Annotated in this window: 16 protein-coding genes and 1 tRNA gene; 9 read left to right on the top strand and 8 right to left on the bottom strand. The window is 54.9% G+C overall.

Annotation, left to right across the window (positions count from 1 at the left end):
* Window positions 1-82: 82 nt before the first annotated feature.
* From BH714_RS16130 to BH714_RS16115, 4 genes are all read right to left on the bottom strand, one after another.
* A tRNA-Pro gene (locus BH714_RS16130) sits at window positions 83-159 on the bottom strand.
* A 91-nt stretch (window positions 160-250) separates the two neighbouring features.
* Window positions 251-1945 carry a kdo(2)-lipid A phosphoethanolamine 7''-transferase gene (eptB, locus tag BH714_RS16125; protein ID WP_020882633.1) on the bottom strand — a complete coding sequence of 565 codons (1695 nt, stop codon included), beginning with the start codon at window positions 1943-1945 and terminating at the stop codon, window positions 251-253.
* 240 nt (window positions 1946-2185) lie between these two features.
* Window positions 2186-3388 (bottom strand): L-lactate MFS transporter, encoded by a 1203-nt coding sequence (locus tag BH714_RS16120; protein ID WP_040018427.1) that lies wholly within the window; start codon window positions 3386-3388, stop codon window positions 2186-2188.
* A 238-nt stretch (window positions 3389-3626) separates the two neighbouring features.
* Complete coding sequence (locus BH714_RS16115; RefSeq protein WP_020882635.1) at window positions 3627-4325, bottom strand: autotransporter domain-containing protein; 699 nt, start codon at window positions 4323-4325, stop codon at window positions 3627-3629.
* Between the two features lie 162 nt (window positions 4326-4487).
* On the opposite strand from BH714_RS16115, the gene tag reads away from it, so the two are divergent.
* Together tag and BH714_RS16105 are read left to right on the top strand one after the other, a co-directional pair.
* Entirely contained in the window at window positions 4488-5069 is a 582-nt protein-coding gene (tag, locus tag BH714_RS16110) for a DNA-3-methyladenine glycosylase I (protein ID WP_014168140.1), read from the top strand.
* Complete coding sequence (locus BH714_RS16105; protein WP_032679358.1) at window positions 5047-5487, top strand: N-acetyltransferase; 441 nt, start codon at window positions 5047-5049, stop codon at window positions 5485-5487. Before tag ends, BH714_RS16105 begins: the two co-directional genes overlap by 23 nt.
* Here the strand turns inward: BH714_RS16105 and BH714_RS16100 are convergent.
* Entirely contained in the window at window positions 5456-7735 is a 2280-nt protein-coding gene (locus tag BH714_RS16100) for a molybdopterin guanine dinucleotide-containing S/N-oxide reductase (protein ID WP_052445472.1), read from the bottom strand. The genes BH714_RS16105 and BH714_RS16100 overlap by 32 nt on opposite strands.
* Before the next feature lie 212 nt (window positions 7736-7947).
* Between BH714_RS16100 and BH714_RS16095 the strand changes: the two genes are divergently transcribed.
* The 6 genes from BH714_RS16095 to ghrB all read left to right on the top strand — a co-directional run bounded on the left by BH714_RS16095 (window position 7948) and on the right by ghrB (window position 13936).
* On the top strand, window positions 7948-8610 hold the full coding sequence (locus BH714_RS16095) for an OmpA family lipoprotein (RefSeq protein ID WP_040018420.1): 663 nt from the start codon (window positions 7948-7950) through the stop codon (window positions 8608-8610).
* A 124-nt stretch (window positions 8611-8734) separates the two neighbouring features.
* A complete protein-coding gene (locus BH714_RS16090) occupies window positions 8735-9751 on the top strand; it encodes a LacI family DNA-binding transcriptional regulator (RefSeq protein ID WP_014168136.1) in 1017 nt (338 codons plus the stop codon).
* Window positions 9752-9854: 103 nt separating this feature from the next.
* Window positions 9855-10604, top strand: coding sequence for a sugar phosphate isomerase/epimerase family protein (locus BH714_RS16085; RefSeq protein WP_040018419.1), 750 nt, complete (start codon window positions 9855-9857; stop codon window positions 10602-10604).
* Window positions 10605-10607: 3 nt separating this feature from the next.
* Window positions 10608-11546 (top strand): sugar kinase, encoded by a 939-nt coding sequence (locus tag BH714_RS16080; RefSeq protein WP_014168134.1) that lies wholly within the window; start codon window positions 10608-10610, stop codon window positions 11544-11546.
* A gap of 108 nt (window positions 11547-11654) precedes the next feature.
* The gene (locus tag BH714_RS16075) at window positions 11655-12935 is read left to right on the top strand and encodes an MFS transporter (RefSeq protein ID WP_020882640.1); all 1281 of its coding nucleotides are present in this window, start codon (window positions 11655-11657) and stop codon (window positions 12933-12935) included.
* A 26-nt stretch (window positions 12936-12961) separates the two neighbouring features.
* Entirely contained in the window at window positions 12962-13936 is a 975-nt protein-coding gene (ghrB, locus tag BH714_RS16070; RefSeq protein ID WP_014168132.1) for a glyoxylate/hydroxypyruvate reductase GhrB, read from the top strand.
* 58 nt (window positions 13937-13994) lie between these two features.
* Here ghrB and cspE read toward each other — a convergent pair whose 3' ends face one another.
* Together cspE and BH714_RS16060 are read right to left on the bottom strand one after the other, a co-directional pair.
* Window positions 13995-14207, bottom strand: coding sequence for a transcription antiterminator/RNA stability regulator CspE (cspE, locus tag BH714_RS16065; RefSeq protein WP_014168131.1), 213 nt, complete (start codon window positions 14205-14207; stop codon window positions 13995-13997).
* 245 nt (window positions 14208-14452) lie between these two features.
* Window positions 14453-15163, bottom strand: a complete 711-nt coding sequence (locus BH714_RS16060; RefSeq protein WP_020882641.1) for a DUF3053 domain-containing protein — start codon at window positions 15161-15163, stop codon at window positions 14453-14455.
* A gap of 331 nt (window positions 15164-15494) precedes the next feature.
* On the opposite strand from BH714_RS16060, the gene BH714_RS16050 reads away from it, so the two are divergent.
* Window positions 15495-15782, top strand: coding sequence for an HTH-type transcriptional regulator (locus tag BH714_RS16050; protein WP_025206425.1), 288 nt, complete (start codon window positions 15495-15497; stop codon window positions 15780-15782).
* Between the two features lie 46 nt (window positions 15783-15828).
* Here the strand turns inward: BH714_RS16050 and BH714_RS16045 are convergent, their stop codons facing one another.
* Window positions 15829-17448 (bottom strand): ABC-F family ATP-binding cassette domain-containing protein, encoded by a 1620-nt coding sequence (locus BH714_RS16045; RefSeq protein ID WP_025206426.1) that lies wholly within the window; start codon window positions 17446-17448, stop codon window positions 15829-15831.
* Window positions 17449-17708 lie beyond the last annotated feature (260 nt).

Genomic DNA, 17708 nt, shown 5'->3' with positions numbered 1-17708 from the left:
ATAAGGGGCGTTTTGGTGAATCAGGATGAGTAAGCTGCTAATGCAAAAAGGGCTAACCTTGCGGTTAGCCCTTTTTTAAATGTGGTCGGCGAGAGAGGATTCGAACCTCCGACCCACTGGTCCCAAACCAGTTGCGCTACCAAGCTGCGCTACTCGCCGAATGCGGAGCGCATCTTACTGCTGAGGTGCGCCCCCGTCAATCCCTTAAATTAAAAAAGCCCTTCAACTGGCGATATTCTCGCCAGACGCGTTACTGCGCGGCTTTCGCCTTGCTATCAGGGAGTTTGCACCAGTTGTTATTTTCGTTGATACCGCCGTCAGGAGAGGTATAACCCAGGCAACCCAAAATGGTGTCGTACAGCTCAACATGACGACGCGGCACCTTCATGTCTGCCTCTTTTTTCAGGTGGGCAAACATCTTCGCTTTCTCCGGGTCTTCCAGGTACTTGTCCGACATCCACATGATCATCGGTACACGGAATTGCTCAGGCGGTGCCAGCTTGCGCGGCGTACCGTGCAAATGCTCTTTCTCGTTGATTGACTCTCCGTGGTCAGCAGCATAAATAACAATCGCTTTCTTATCACGAAGCTGGTCAATCACCCGGCTCAGGAACGTATCCACATACAGAACCGAGTTATCATAGGCATTGATCAGTTCCTGCTTGCTGCAGTCTTTATTGATACCTACACACTCCGGCTGCCACTTCGCAAAATCACGCGTGTAACGCTGGTAATAGCTGTAATGGGAGCCTTTAGTATGCAGGATAACCAGATGTTTACCCTGCGGATGGCTCTTCAGGGACTGTGACATCTCCTCAAGGAGCAACATGTCATCCACGTTCTTGCCGCGGTTACGTGGTTCGGCGCCAATCTGCTCGCGATACGAGATGTTGTCCGCCAGCGTGTTGGTGTAGAACCACATCTCACTTTGCATCGCGAATAAATCGGAGCTGAAACCGAGCTGCTTCAGTACCGCAAATACGTTCTGCTCTTTCAGGGTACGCTGTGGGTTATCACTGGCACCGCCTTCACGAACAAACATACAACGCAGCGAGAGCTTGGTTGCGGTATCGCAAGAATACCCCCGGTAAGCCACCAGGTTCTTTTCCTGCGCCAGTTTTGGCGTGGTATCCCGGTCATAACCGAGGATGCCCATATGATCCCAGCGCGTCGTTTCACCAATAACAAAGACAACATAGGTATCATCGAGTTGGTTACCCGGCGCTTCGTAACTGAATTTTTTCATTGGGTTGATGAGCGATTTCACATCACTTGATTCATCCGCCTGCGCCCAGGCATAAAGACCCAGCGCTGAAATCCAGTTGGAGGGCAGGTAGGAGTTTGCTACCACGCCGCCATAGCTTGGCATATCCACGCCCGTCGCTTTTTCGATTCGTTTTTGCTGTTTTTCCATCAAGCGGATGGGTGCCCATACCAGCAAGGCCGCCAGCACAACGACGGCGATATTCCTGATTCGCTGCCCACGGGTGCGGAGCTGGCGCAGCAACGTATAGCGGCAGGTATTACTCCAGATAAAGAAGAGCGGGATCAGGCAGGTTAATACCGTCCAGACGATAAACCCTTTTCCGACCACCTCTTTCGAGAGGTCGATATCCGTTGTCATTACCGACGCGACGATGCCGTAGCCAATAACGACATTCATAAAGGTCATGTAATAACTGGCAGCGGCGGAAATAATTACCACCAGTGAGGCCAAAATTTGCCAGGTGCGTCGGCCGAAGAGTGAGAGCAGGCGTAACAGGAAGAATGTGGCGAGAACGGAACCGAACACTTCAATTGCGGCAAAAATTCCATTTCTTACGGTGAGATGTTCTAAATAACCTTCCACTCTTCTGAACAACACCGCGCCATTCAGAAATAAACCGATATAGACAGCCAGCATCAGACACAATCTTTGCTGGGTAAGAGACCTAATGTATTTCATGCAAACAACCCTGGGGAAAGGGGTATAGAGACCCGCTTAATCTCGATGAGAAAGCAGACAGAGTAAGTAAGTGCGTAAGAAACCGTTATCAGAAACGTCTACAAGCGCGTTAAGTAGACCACAGCGGGAGAGAAAAGTGGCAGCAGAGAATGTGATCGGTGCATTTTTTTACAAAATAACACGAACAGGCATACTTTGGACGACCATAAAAAAGAGGCCGTAAAGGCCTCTTAGCGATAATCAGGCATGTGCTTCGTTAAAGACTTCACGCTGCGGCTGGCGAATGGTGGTCGACAAGGCCAGCGAGATTATCAGCAAAGCAAATATCACGCAGAAGGTCACATAGAACCCACCGAACAGCGAGGCGATTAACGAGCCGCAAATACTGCCGATGCCAAAGCCCAGATAGATAACACCGTAGTTTTTCGCCAGATTGTTCAGGCCAAAGAACTCACTGACCAGCGACGGGAAGACTGTAATCGTGCCGCCGAAATTAAAGGCCACACAGGCAATTGCGGCGAAGAACGTGGCTTCGTTCAGTGGGGCAAACAACAGCGCCGCCATCCCCACCAGCGAGACAACCTGCCCGATGGTAATCACGCGGATACGGGCAATTTTGTCAGACAGAATCCCGAGCACCAGTCGGCCAGAGAGGTTGGCAATGGAGATGACGGTGACCGCATTCGCCGCTGTTGCCGCATCCAGTTTCACCATTCCCTGAGCAATATCTTTCGCCACCCCAATCACATACAGACCGCTCATGCAGGCTGTCAGGAACATGACCGCCAGCATCCAGTACTGTGGTTGACGCATAGACTGCGCGAGGGTGAAATCATTCTCCACCACACCGTTAACGGTTTTCACTTCCTGCTGCGGCGCATCTTTCATCAGCGTGGCGCCGAACAGGATCATGACCAGAACAATAGCGCCCCAGATCATGAACGTTTTTTCAAGTCCCACGGAAGCAAGCAGGTGGGAATCAATAAATTTAAAACCGAGACTCCCCAGGCCATAGGACCCGATGGCAAACGCAGAAATTAAACCTTTACGTTCCGGGAACCACTTGACACAGTTTGACAGGGTCAGCAGATAACCTGCACCGTCGGCAAGTCCCACCAGCACCCCGGCGCTCAGCCACAGCATCATCAGGCTGCTGGAATGCGCCGTCAGGAAAAAGCCCACGCCCAGCAGGATACCGGATGCCATCGTCACCCGCTTCACGCCGAATCGCTCCTGCAATTTTCCCGCGACGGAAGATGAAAGCGCCAGCCCGAGGCTCAGCAAGCCGAAAGAGAACGCCACCTGGCTGACCGGTGCACCAAGCTTATCGGAAAGCGCACTGTTAAACAGGCTCCAGGTATAGACCGACCCCAGCGCAAACTGGGTCACGATGGTGCCAAAAAGCGTTAGCCAGCGCGTACGGTTGTAAGTTGATGTGTTCATGGCAGTTGTCCTGCAAGAGAAAGTAAGGGAATTCGCTGAGGACAACGATAAACAAAACCTTAATATGCCTGGGGTAAAACGGCATGAAATGCAGGAGGAATGGAATGAAATGCCATAAATCGGGAATGAATGACCTTGCCGGGGAATGAAGCGACAGCGTGTTAGTGACTGCTATCGCTACAACCCCCACGGATATTGTATTCAGGATGTTATCGGCACGTTTAAAAAAGTAACAACCTTAAAAATTAGCGCTCACGCCCAGGGTGTACATAAACTCCTCACCGGTAGTGGTGTATTCCCCTTGTGCTAACGACGCATAGGCCGCCATATGCGTGTTAAACGGAATATCCGTTCCGACGGTTACATCCATCCAGTTGCCGCTTTGTGTCGGTGCCGGCGTCTGTGGCATCCCAAACTGGGATTTCCACTGGTTTTCACCAAACTGCTGGTTATAGCTTATCTGCGCCCACGGGCGAAGCTCGCCATACTGTGTATCCACGCGCCAGCCGAGCGTGCTGACGCTGGCATGCCAGAGTGGGTCGGTAAGCCCCTGCGTCGTCGCGCTGTCACCAAATTCGTTGATCATCATCGGTGCCGTGCCGTCATAACGCCACGCCATCACCGGACCGGTCGTGATACGCCCTGACACCGGAATGTTCCAGCCCACGCTCATGGCCCCTGCCGGCGTGGAACCCGACGGTAAACTCAGCGCAAGTCCGGGGGCATTTTGTGAGGACTGAATCCGCTCGGCGAGAATATCCTCATAACGCGGTTGGTGATCCGCATCCCATGTATAGCGTTCCGCCGTATTACTTTGGGCGTCTGAAACGATATATTCCTGTTGCCAGGCAAATGCTGTATTACAAAAAAACAGACAGGCTGAAATCCCCGCCAGGCCAGAAACAGCATGGCGACCACTGATTTTTTTTATCATCATCAAAGCGACTCCAGAGAGAGCCGAATTCGGCGATATTTGTCATTGTTTAGGAAGAGTTTTGCGAGCATATGGCCCTGTATTAACTATTGTCTTTATAGTAGACACGTCAAGCCTGACAGAATGAAAATTTTGCGATAACCGTTTCATTAAGGGAGATAACCGATGCAGCGTTGCGGTTGGGTAAGCCAGGATCAGCTTTATATCGACTATCACGATCGGGAATGGGGCGTACCGGAGACAGAAGGGAAAAAGCTTTTTGAGATGATCTGCCTGGAAGGTCAACAGGCGGGCTTGTCATGGATTACGGTGCTTAAGAAACGGGAAAACTATCGTAATGCTTTCCATCAGTTCGATCCGGTCGCCGTCGCTGCCATGACCGAGGACGATGTGGAACGGCTGGTCCAGGATGCAGGCATCATCCGCCATCGCGGTAAGATCCAGGCCATCATTGGTAACGCGCGCGCTTATCTGGCGATGGAGCAAAACGGAGAACCGTTCTCAGAATTTGTCTGGACGTTTGTGAACAATACGCCGCAAATTACCCAGGCCGCCACGCTCGCGGAAATCCCGGCCTCCACCCCGGCGTCGGATGCGCTCTCTAAGGCACTGAAAAAACGCGGCTTTAAATTTGTCGGCTCCACCATCTGTTACGCCTTTATGCAGGCCTGTGGCCTGGTCAACGACCACGTTACCGGCTGCGTCTGTCATCCAGGGAGGCACCATGATCCGCAAATGGGAAAGTGATAATGCCGGGCCACTCCTGAGTCTGTGGCTTGAAAGCACCACGGAGGCGCACCCGTTTATCAGCGCAAGCTACTGGAAAGAGAACGAAGGTATGGTGCGGGATGTTTACCTGCCCGCCGCCGAAACCTGGGTATGGGAAGAGGATGGAATGCTGCGCGGCTTTATCAGCGTCATGCAGTCCCAGTTTGTAGGCGCGCTGTTTGTCTCAACTGATTTTATTGGTCGGGGGATTGGGCGTGCGCTGCTGAACCATGTTCAACAGCGCTTCCCGTATTTAAGCCTGGAGGTCTACCAGAAAAATGTCCGGGCGGTGAATTTCTATCATGCACAGGGTTTTCGCATTGAAGACAGCGCCTGGCAGGATGACACTCAGCACCCAACGTGGATCATGAGCTGGCAGGCGGATCAAACGCCGTGAGCGTAAGCTCGGGTCCCTGATATTTCTCGACCCAGGCCAGCGCCGTGTTCCCCGCGCAGCCATTCCCCAGCTTCGAGCTGGGGAGATCTTTGGTCAGAACGTTTACTGCACCGTTTTTACAAATACCGCCTTCGCTCGGCTCCAGGTCTGGCCATGCCCCCTGGTGAATGCAGATAACGCCAGGTTTAATCCCGTCGCTCACTACCGCCCCTGCCAGCACCTGGCCACGCTGATTCCAGACGCGAACCACGTCACCGTCAACGATCCCACGCGCGCGCGCATCTGCGCTGTTCAGGGTCACGGGCTCTCGCCCGGCAACCGCATACCGCTCGCGCAGTGATGAATAGTTAAGCTGGCTGTGCAGGCGATGGGCAGGATGGGCCGATAACACCTGCAGCTGTTCCGGCTGGGCATTACCGTGCCACTCGTCCGGCTCAAGCCACGTTGGATGCGCCGGACAGTCGGCATACTTAAATTGGGCGATACGCTCGCTGTAGATCACAATCTTCCCGCTCTCGGTTTTCAGCGGATGGTTCTCCGGGTCGCGGCGGAAATCGGCGAAGCGAACAAACTGCGCATTCTGTTCGCTCTCCGGCATCTCAATAATCTGGTTCGCTTCCCAGAACTGTGCAAATGGCGGCAGCGTCACGCCCTGCGGGGCCCCGCGCTGGCCTGCAATCTGGTAGAACGTCTCCAGCCACTGCAAATCCGTTTTGCCCTCGGTAAAACGCTCGCGCCCCCCCGTTTCCCACAACTCGCTCAGCTCAGCAAACACCTCAAAATCATCACGCGCCTCATCACGCGGCGCTACGACGCGCTTCATCGGTACCATATGCTGATTGCTGTAGTCACCGGTCATGGTGAGGTCGTTACGCTCAAACGAGGTGGTCGCCGGCAGCACAATATCGGCATGTTTGGCTGAGGCGGTCCAGAAGCATTCTGAGATAACCACCAGTTCTGGCTTCTGCCAGGCGCGGATCAGGCGATTCGTGTCCTGGTGATGAGTAAAGTTCGCGCCGCCGGCCCACCAGACAAACCGGATATCCGGGAAGTGGCGATCCAGACCGTTATGCTGATAAAACCCGCCCGGGTTTTCCAGGGCTTCAACAATGCGCGCCACCGGGATTTTATCCACGGCATCCACACCGCCCTGAACCGAGCCCTGCAGAGAAGCCAGCACTGCCGCTTTGCGGGTCGGGTTGCCGCCATTGGCGAAATGATAAGAGAGACCAAACCCACCGCCCGGCGTACCAATTTGCCCGAGCATGGCGGCCAGCGTCACGAGCATCCAGTGTTTCTGCTCACCGAACTGCTGGCGCTGCATCCCCCATCCGGACATTAACATCGTGGTGTTTTGGTGGAATAACGCTGCCAGTTCACGCAGTTTGGTCGCAGGAACCCCACAAATCTCTGCCGCCCACTCTGCCGTTTTGGCAATACCGTCTGTATTGCCCGTCAGATAGTCGGCGAAGTTGTCAAAACCGGTGGTACAGCGTGCGAGGAACCCGGTATCGTGCCAGCCGTTCTCCACCAGCGTATGGGCAATGCCCAGCATCATCGCCACGTCGGTGCCCATATGCGGGGCAATCCACTCGGCGCTGTCGCCGAAGAAGTCCATGGTTTCCGAGCGCATCGGGTCAATGCAGATGATGCGCTTGCCGCTTTTACGCAGCGCATCGAAATACGGGATCCCCTGCTCGTCACTGGCATTCCACGCGATTTTCAGGGTGTTGAGCGGGTTGGCGCTCCACAGCACCACCACATCGGTGTGCTCCAGCACCAGCGGCCAGCTGGTCTGCTGCTGATACACTTCGTTACCGCCCACCACGTAGGGCATGATCGCCTGCGCTGCGCCGGTGGAGTAATCCCCAAGATGGCCGGTATACCCCCCGGCCAGACTCATATAGCGCTGCAGTAACGTCGAAGCCTTATGCAGCACGCCGTTTGAACGCCAGCCGTAAGATCCGGCAAAAATGGACGACGGGCCATACGTGTCGCGAATACGTTTGTGCTGCGCATGGATCAGCGCCAGCGCGTCATCCCAGCTCACCCGGACAAACTCATCCTGACCACGAATCCCCTGCGGCTTGTCTGGCGACGTCAGAAATCCTTTACGCACCATCGGCCAGCGCACGCGCGTTTTGCTGTGCACCTGATCGCGAACGACGGTCTGTAAAGAGTTGGGATGTTGCGTTGGCAATGCCCCGCGAGACGACAGAACATTTTCGCCATCGGTTTCGACCAGCATCGGCCCCCAGTGGGCGGCGGTCAGAATCGTTTTTGTTGAGGTGCTCAAGCGTGCGCTCCTGGTTGCGTGCAGGTTTTACGGCCTTCTTAGTGAGGCAGTTTATGGTTTGTCACAAATTTCAGAGTTATACCCGGAATTTTCTCCGTATCTGGACGTCATAATCAACTGCCACGCGCGTCGTGGCAAAGAATAAAAAGGATTAAGGAAATAAGATGAAAAAACGCGTATTCATTATTGCCGCTCTGGTGAGCGGTGCACTGGCTGTTTCTGGCTGCACAACAAACCCTTACACCGGTGAAAGCGAAGCAGGTAAATCCGGCATCGGCGCGGGTCTCGGCTCGCTGGTAGGGGCCGGTGTGGGCGCACTCTCCTCCTCCAAGAAAGACCGCGGCAAAGGCGCGTTAATTGGCGCAGCGGCAGGTGCAGCCCTGGGCGGCGGCGTGGGTTATTACATGGATGTGCAGGAAGCAAAACTGCGCGACAAAATGAAAGGCACCGGCGTGAGCGTCACGCGCAGCGGCGATAACATCATCCTGAATATGCCAAACAACGTCACCTTCGACAGCAGCAGCGCAACGCTGAAACCTGCTGGGGCGAACACCCTGACCGGCGTGGCAATGGTGCTGAAAGAGTACAACAAGACTGCGGTGAATGTGATCGGTTATACCGACAGCACCGGCAGCCAGGATCTGAATATGCGCCTGTCTCAGCAGCGTGCCGATTCTGTGGCCAGCTCGCTGATCACGCAGGGCGTTGCAGCAAACCGCATCCGTACCAGCGGCATGGGCCCTGCAAACCCTATCGCCAGCAACAGCACGGCGGAAGGCAAAGCGCAGAACCGTCGCGTTGAGATTACCTTAAGCCCAATTCAGTAAGGGCTGCCCCCCTCTTCCAGGGGGAGAGGGGGATAAGGGTGTCATGCCGCCACATCGGCATGAACCGCTTGCCATCGCTAATTTTCCCGCTAAGGTGTTCTCACTCACTTCAGGGAATTCAGCGATGAGCAAACCAACACGGGCCACAATCAGCGACGTGGCGAAAGCCGCAAACACCGGTAAAACCAGCATTTCACGCTACCTCAACGGCGAGAAACACCTGCTGTCCGATGCGCTGCTCGCTCGTATTGAACAAGCCATTGCCGATCTCGACTACCGCCCTAGCCTTATGGCGCGCGGGCTCAAACGGGGTCGTACCCGTCTTATCGGGCTTATCATCGCCGATATCACCAATCCCTACTCCGTTAACGTATTGAGCGGAATTGAAGCCGCCTGTCGCGAAAAGGGCTTTACGCCGCTGGTCTGTAACACCAACAACGAAGTCGATCAGGAGCTGCATTACCTGGATCTGCTGCGCAGCTATCAGGTCGAAGGAATTGTGGTGAATGCCGTGGGCATGCGTGAAGAGGGCTTAAACCGTCTGCAGCAATCCTCCCTGCCGATGGTTCTTATCGACCGCAAAATCCCGGAATTCGCCTGCGATGTCGTCGGGCTGGATAACACTCAGGCGGCGACAACCGCCACTGAGCATCTGATTGAACAGGGCTTTGAAGCCATCCTGTTTCTGAGCGAACCTCTGGGCATGGTCAACACCCGTCGTGAGCGACTGAGCGCGTTTCGTGCCACGCTGGAGCGTTACCCCGGCGTGATTGCCGAGAATGCCGAAACGCCACTTCATGAAGCCGATCAGCTCGACAATACCCTGCGGCAGTTCCACACCCGCCATCGCGGAATGCGTAAAGCCGTTATTTCTGCCAACGGGGCGCTGACCCTGCAGGTCGCACGCTCGCTTAAGCGCATCGGCCTGCACTGGGGAAGCGATATCGGTCTGCTGGGGTTCGATGAACTCGAGTGGGCAGAACTGGCTGGCGTCGGGATCACCACCCTCAAACAACCCACCTGGCAGATTGGCTATGCCGCTGTTGAACAAGTGGTTCGTCGTATTGAAGGCACCAGCGATGCCGTTCGCGAACAGGTATTTTCCGGCGAGTTGATTGTTCGCGGCTCCACCGCCCGTTAATTTTCCCTTGTGATACCGATCATAAATTCAACATCCTGACCTTTTCTTTGGAACCGGTTCCATCTAGCGTAATAGTATTGATGTATTGCGATGGAGTCCGACGATGGGCAGAAAAATCATGGTGGTCACCGCCGCGTATGGCGCGGAACAGGTGCGACAGGCAGGTGGTCAACGGGCAATGCTGCCCGTCATTGCGGGCGCGGGTGCCGACGGCGTCGAGATCCGCCGCGAGCTGTTCAACAGCGAAGAGCTGCTGGCGCTGCCCGCGCTGGGTGAATCCATTGAGCTGCTGGGCCTGCTGGCATGCTACTCCGCCCCTGCGGCCCTGTTTATGCCCGATGGCACCCTCAACCCTGACCTGCCCCGTTATCTCAGCGAAGCCAATACCCTGAATGCGCTGTGGCTCAAGGTCTCGCTGGGTCATTTCAGCGACACCCAGCCGCTTCACGCCCTGCGTGCCCTGCTCGATGAAAGCGGTATGGCCCTGGTGGTGGAAAACGACCAGACCGACTGCGGCCAGCTTGCGCCGATGCAGCGCTTCAAAGCCGCCTGCCGGGACATGGCGCTGCCCGTCACGCTGACGTTCGACATGGGCAACTGGCTGTGGGTGGGCGACTCCCCGGAAGAAGCCGCGCACCATCTGGCCTCCGCAGTGAGCTATATCCACGTTAAAGCCGCCGTGCCGCATAAAGAAAATTTCCGCGCCGTGGCGCCGGATCGGGCCGATGCGCGCTGGCTGGATCTGCTTTGTCAGCTGCCCGCCGATGCCCCGCGTGGTATCGAGTTCCCGCTGGAAGGGGCGGATTTAACCGCCGTCACCCGTCATTACGTAAACCTGCTGCGTGAGGAGTAAACCATGCACAAGACGCTGGATGTGATCACTATCGGCGAAGCCATGGCGATGTTTGTCGCCACCGAAACGGGCGACCTGAGTACGGTGGAGCACTTTATCAAACGCGTGGCGGGGGCTGAGCTGAACGTCGCGACCGGCCTGGCGCGCCTGGGTCTGAACGTCGGCTGGGTCAGCCGCGTGGGTGATGACAGCTTTGGCCATTTCGTTCTCGATTCGCTGAAAAAAGAGGGCATTGATGCTTCCGGCGTCACCCTTGATGGACGCTTCCCGACCGGTTTCCAACTTAAATCGAAAGTCGAAAATGGAACCGATCCCATTGTGGAGTATTTCCGTAAAGGGTCTGCGGCGAGCCACCTCTCAGTCGAGGATTACCACGCCCACTATTTCGCCTCCGCACGCCATCTGCATCTGAGCGGCGTGGCGGCTGCGCTTTCAGCCAGCTCGTATGCATTACTGGATCATGCCGCAACCACCATGAAGGCTCAGGGGAAAACGATCTCATTCGATCCTAACCTGCGCCCGGTACTGTGGAAAAGCGAAGCGGAAATGGTCGAGAAGCTGAACCGTCTGGCGTTTCAGGCTGACTGGGTTCTGCCGGGCGTGAAAGAAGGCATGATCCTGACCGGTAAAAACACCCCTGAAGGGATTGCCGATTTTTACCTCAACAAAGGGGTAAAAGCGGTGGTGCTGAAAACCGGTGCCGATGGCGCCTGGTTTAAAACGGCTAACGGCGAGCAAGGCGCAGTCGCGGCCGTGAAGGTCGATAACGTGGTTGATACCGTCGGCGCTGGCGATGGTTTTGCCGTGGGGGTCATTAGTGCCCTGCTGGAAGGCAAACCGCTGCAGCAGGCCGTCGCCCGCGGCAATAAAATTGGCTCGCTGGCAATCCAGGTGCAGGGCGACAGTGAAGGATTACCAACCCGCGCACAGCTGAACGAATAAATTCCGTTTCCCTCCCCCTCTCCTCAGGTAGGTCAGGGGGAAACAAAACAAACCACCGTGTACCCTACATACAACGGCGGTACAAACCTCAACAACAGAGGCAAGCCTATGAACAGTTCGACCAATGCAGTAAAACGCTGGTGGTACATCATGCCAATCGTGTTTATCACGTACAGCCTGGCGTACCTTGATCGTGCCAACTTCAGTTTCGCGTCCGCGGCAGGGATCACCGAAGACCTGGGGATCACCAAAGGTATCTCTTCGTTGCTGGGTGCCCTTTTCTTCCTGGGCTACTTCTTCTTCCAGATCCCCGGCGCTATCTATGCGGAGCGTCGCAGCGTCCGCAAATTGATTTTCGTTTGCCTGATCCTGTGGGGTGCCTGCGCCTCACTGACCGGCGTGGTGAATAATATTCCAGCGCTGGCAGCCATTCGCTTTATTCTTGGGGTCGTTGAGGCAGCGGTAATGCCCGCGATGCTGATTTATATCAGCAACTGGTTTACCAAATCCGAGCGCTCACGAGCCAATACTTTCCTGATCCTCGGTAATCCGGTCACCGTGCTGTGGATGTCGGTGGTTTCTGGCTACCTGATCCAGTCCTTCGGCTGGCGCGAAATGTTCATTATCGAAGGGGTGCCGGCGGTTATCTGGGCATTCTGCTGGTGGATGCTGGTAAAAGATAAACCTGCGCAGGCGAAATGGCTCTCCGAAGATGAAAAAGCCGCTCTGCAGGCGCAGCTGGATAAAGAACAGCAAGGCCTGAAAGCGGTGCGTAACTACGGCGAAGCATTCCGCTCGCGTAATGTGATTCTGCTCTGCGCCCAGTATTTCACCTGGAGCATTGGCGTGTACGGTTTCGTACTGTGGCTGCCATCGATTCTCCGCAATGCCGGTGAAAACCTTGGCATGGTGGAAGTGGGCTGGCTGTCGTCCGTGCCTTACCTCGCAGCCACAATCGCCATGATCATTGCGTCATGGGCATCGGACAAAATGCAGAACCGTAAGCTGTTTGTCTGGCCGCTGCTGCTGATCGCTGCCTTTGCCTTCATTGGTTCCTGGGCCGTCGGCGCGAACCATTTCTGGGTCTCTTACACCCTGCTGGTGATTGCGGGCGCGGCAATGTACGCCCCTTATGGACCGTTCTTTGCGATCATCCCGGAGATGCTGCCGCGTAACGTGGCAGGCGGCGCGATGGCACTGATTAACAGTATGGGGGCGCTGGGCTCGTTCTGCGGCTCCTGGTTTGTGGGTTACCTGAACGGAGCAACCGGCAGCCCATCCGCATCGTACATATTTATGGGGGTAGCGCTTTTCGCCTCCGTGTGGCTTACTCTGATTGTTAAGCCTGCTAATAATCAACAATTACCTGTCGGCGCACGCCACGCCTGAATCCTTAAAAATCAACGGAGATTAGCATGAAGCCGTCCGTCATTTTGTATAAAGCACTGCCGGAAGATCTGCAGAAACGCCTTGAGGAACACTTCACCGTTACCCAGGTGAAGAACCTCAGCCCGGAAACCGTGGCACAGCACGCCGATGCGTTCGCCAGCGCCGAAGGTTTGCTGGGTTCAAGCGAAAAAGTGGATGTCGCCCTGCTGGAGAAAATGCCGAAGCTTCGTGCTACCTCTACCGTTTCCGTGGGCTATGACAACTTCGACGTGGATGCCCTTAATGCCCGCAAGATCCTGTTGATGCATACGCCACATGCGCTGACGGAGACCGTGGCCGACACGCTGATGGCGCTGGTCCTCAGCACGGCGCGCCGTGTGGTCGAAGTGGCCGATCGCGTCAAAGCTGGCGAATGGACAAAAAGCATTGGTCCGGACTGGTTTGGGGTGGATGTTCATGGCAAAACGCTGGGCATCGTTGGCATGGGCCGTATTGGCCTGGCCCTGGCACAGCGCGCACATTTTGGTTTTAACATGCCGATTCTGTATAACGCGCGTCGTCATCACAGTGAAGCCGAAGAACGTTTTAACGCCCGCTACTGCGAGCTGGATACGCTGCTGCAGGAAGCCGATTTTGTCTGTCTGATCCTGCCGCTGACGGACGAAACCCGTCATCTTATCGGTAAAGAGGCGTTTGAAAAAATGAAGAAAACGGCCATTTTCATCAACGCGGGTCGTGGCCCGGTGGTGGATGAGAAGGCGTTAATTGAGGCTCTGCAACAGGGTGAGATCCACGCTGCCGGTCTTGACGTGTTTGAACAGGAACCGCTGCCGGTGGACTCCCCGTTGCTTTCATTGCCCAACGTGGTGGCCCTGCCCCACATCGGCTCAGCAACCCATGAAACACGCTACAACATGGCCGCGACCGCGGTAGACAACCTGATCGCTGCCCTTAGCGGAAAGGTAGAAATCAACTGCGTTAACCCGCAGGTTCAGCGATAGAAATGAAAAAACCCGCCAGAAGGCGGGTTTTTAAAATTTGTGCTACTGGGTTGGAAGCTTACAGGCTTACAACGTTACCAGCTGCTGGGCCTTTAGCGCCGCTTTCGATGGTGAAGGAAACTTTCTGACCTTCATCCAGAGATTTGTAGCCTTCGTTCTGGATAGCAGAGAAGTGTACGAACACGTCTTTAGAGCCATCGTCAGGAGTGATGAAGCCGAAACCTTTATCAGCGTTGAACCATTTTACCAGACCAGTCATTTTAGCAGACATAGAATTACCTTAATTAACAAATATATTGTGCCTTCCGGCTTGATGGATTGTGTTACAGATTTTTAAGCGATGAAGGAAGGGTCACTACGAAGGGTATCTATGGATAACAATCTGGACTGCTTTACTAAACTGCTTTAGGTCTGTGTAACAAACCGACCTGTATAGTTATACCGATGTGGTAGAAGAATAACAAGCGTTATTTTCGCCCGGAATAAAAAACCCCGCCTGAGGCGGGGTTTTCCGATTTATTCTGTGGCAGCGACCGCTGCACTCCACGCCTGACTAAAGGCCTGGTGCTGGGAGGCCAGTGGCCCAATCAGCGCATTATACTGGCTTGCCTGCTGCGAGGTCGGGAACTGAATACCGTTGGCCACAAAGCTCACCTGAGTGCCCTGCTGGGAGATGAAGTCCCCCACCTGAACCAGCTGCTGCGTGAAAATTTGCGCGGCTGGGATCAGCGGTTGCATCGCTTCAGAAGGTTTCGACACCACTTTCTCATACACTTTGTCGAAGACCGGTTTGAGATCGTCGCCCTGCTTCAGCGCGGAACGTGACGCGTCCGCCTGCATTTTCGCATTCTGCAGCTGTTGGCTCAGCACGCCGAGCGCACCGTTGGACTGGCGCAGCGGTTCACGTTGCGTCATGTAATCCTGCGGGACGCGAATAGCGTTCACGCTATCCACAACCGGACGGATACCGGAATCCATCGCCTGGCTCACCTGCTGTGAATAACCATAAAGAATGGCGTAATCAGACACGAAGGGGCCAAACTGTTTTTTCTGATCCGCAGTCAGCGTCGGCAACCGTTCACCGCTGCGCATCACCGTATTCTGTAGAAAATCGATAAACGCTTTGCGCTGATCGCCTTCTTTATCAAAACACCCACTCAGGCTAACAACCATCAACAACGCCGCAATAGGCGCAAACCAGCGAGAGCAGGACTTTCCTGTCGCCATTTCATTACTCCTTTCACCCAAAAAAGCGCACACCGGCACATGCGTGCCCGACGCTGACAAGGATAGTCCAGGTCAGCCCTGCAAGATACTCTTTTCATGCAAAACGGCTATTGCCGTTTTATTTCTTACTATTTACAAAAAAATACCTGGCGAAGCCGACATAAGCGTAATCAGGTAATTAGTCTCACCGTGGCAACGGCTGAAACGCATAAAGCGATCGTTACCGCACGATTAATCACATCCGTGACGATCCGTCGTTTGTATTAGGGACTATTCTTAACAGGCTCTCTGATGTTCTTGATCCCGGTATGTGATTTAAGAGGAGTCCTCAATGGAATATAAAGATCCTGAGCTTGAGCTGCTGAGCAGCCTGGAACAGATTATTTTTAAAGATGTACCGCAGACGTTAGCCCTGCAACAAAGATCCAATCCCTTTAAAGAATATGAGCAATTGCGCAAGGGGACTGGATTAAAAACTGAAGAATTCGCCAGAGCGATGGGTGTCAGCGTGGCTATGGTGCAGGAGTGGGAGTCAAAACGCGAAAAACCCACCCCAACCGAGCTAAAGCTGATGCGCCTGATTCAGGCCAACCCTGCACTCAGCAAGCATATAGCATGATGCAGTAAAGTAAGTTACCGCCCCCGCCTTTGCGGGGGCTTGTGTTTTAAAGGGGGGCACACCGCCAACCCGCCTCTTCCCAGACCAGTTCATGCGTCAATGCTAACCCCCGCAAAAAAGCCTCATCGTGAGAAACCACCAGCAATGCCCCGGGGAAACCGGCCAGTGCGGCTTCAATCGCCTCGACCGAGGCCAGATCCAGATGGTTGGTCGGTTCATCCAGCAGTAAAAGCTGCGTAGCGTCTTCACGCCACAAGACACAGGCCAGAGCAGCCTTGAGACGTTCCCCGCCGCTCAGCTCAGCCAGCGGAAGCGCCACTTTGTCAGCGCCCAACTGAAGCTGCGCTAAACGGGTTCGCAGCACACCCTCTTCCAGAGGTGTGTGACTCAGATTGAGATGCGCCATCACCGACTGCGAAAGATCGAGCTGCGACAGATGTTGATCGAGATAAGCGCAGTTTACCGATACCTTACACGTTCCTGAGAGCGGAGCCACTTCGCCGAGAATGGCTTTTAAAAGCGTCGATTTACCGCAGCCGTTTGGCCCTTTTAGCGCCACGCGCATCGGTCCGTCCATCCGCCAGTTGGTCGGCGGGAGAGTGACGTGCGGCAGCACCAGCCCCTCCATCACCAGCACCTGTTTCCCCTCAGCAATCTGGCTTCCAGGCAACGTGAACATCACCGGATTCTCCTCTTCAACTCGCTCCCGGGCCTTGTTCACCGCAGCATTCAGCGCTTCATGTTGATCGCCATGCTGTTTTTTCCAGGTGCCAATGCGCTCTTTGGCGGCCATTTTGTATCTGACCCGCTCGAACGAGGCGATATTAAGGTTATCGACCGTACGTAACGTCTTCGCCGAACGCCGCTGGCTTTCGTCATGCTCTTTTTGCATTCGCGCGCGGGTGCGTTTGCGTTCTGTTGCCGCATGTTCCAGTGCCGCACGGGCTGCCTGCTGTTCGGCGTCCCGCTGATGCGTATAGTCGTCATAACTGCCACCGTAGTGGCGAAGACCCGAGGCGCTCAGTTCAAGAATACGCGGTACCTTCGCCAGCAGTTCACGGTCGTGGGAGGCCACCAGCACGCCCCCCTGATAACGGGCGAGCTGGTCGTAGAACCACTCACGTCCCTGCCGGTCAAGATGGTTGGTGGGTTCGTCCAGCAGCAGATAATCCGCATCAGACGTAAACGCGCCACAGAGCAACGCGCGAATGCGCTCGCCGCCACTGAGTTCCATGGCTGATTTATCCGGGTCAAATGGTGGAAGTTTTGCGTGGAAAAACGCCTCGCTCAGACGTTCTGCTACATCCCAGTGTCCGTCGAGTAACGCCAAATCATCGGGCTGGTAGTCACCGCTGTCGATGCGCTTACGCGCCGCAAAAATCGCCTCATACCCCAGCAGCTCAGCAAGCGTGGTTCGCGGGGAGATATCGGGCTGTTGTGCCACATAAGCGTGCGTTGCAAAACGTTCGATATGACCGCTGGCAGGTTCATCACACCCTGCCAGCAAACGTAGCAGACGTGTTTTACCGCTGCCGTTGCGGCCAACCAGCGCGCACAGTGACGGCGCCAGAGAAAGATTCAGCGGACCAAAAAGGGTATCGCCCGTCGCAAACTGACAGGTCACCTGATGCAAAATAAAAGAAGGGGATTGCGCAAAATGAGCCATAAGCACTCCTGAATGAAATCAAAACATCCCCTGCCGACGCGGTCGCGTTTAGCAAGGATCGAAATTCATCAGTCGTGTTTGTTCATTTTCGGGATGCGCTCCTGAGGGAGAAATATAACGAGAAACAGGATAACGGTAATTTGCTGACCATTTCAAGGTGAATTTTTAGGCGATTGCACTGCGCTTATCCGGCCCACGAAAAAAACGAGACATAAAAAAACCCGCCGAAGCGGGTTTTTCTCATCTGCTGGCCCGTCACC

The sequence above is a fragment of the Enterobacter ludwigii genome, from assembly GCF_001750725.1.
Lineage (GTDB): Bacteria > Pseudomonadota > Gammaproteobacteria > Enterobacterales > Enterobacteriaceae > Enterobacter > Enterobacter ludwigii.
This window is presented reverse-complemented; position numbering and strand designations above follow the sequence as displayed.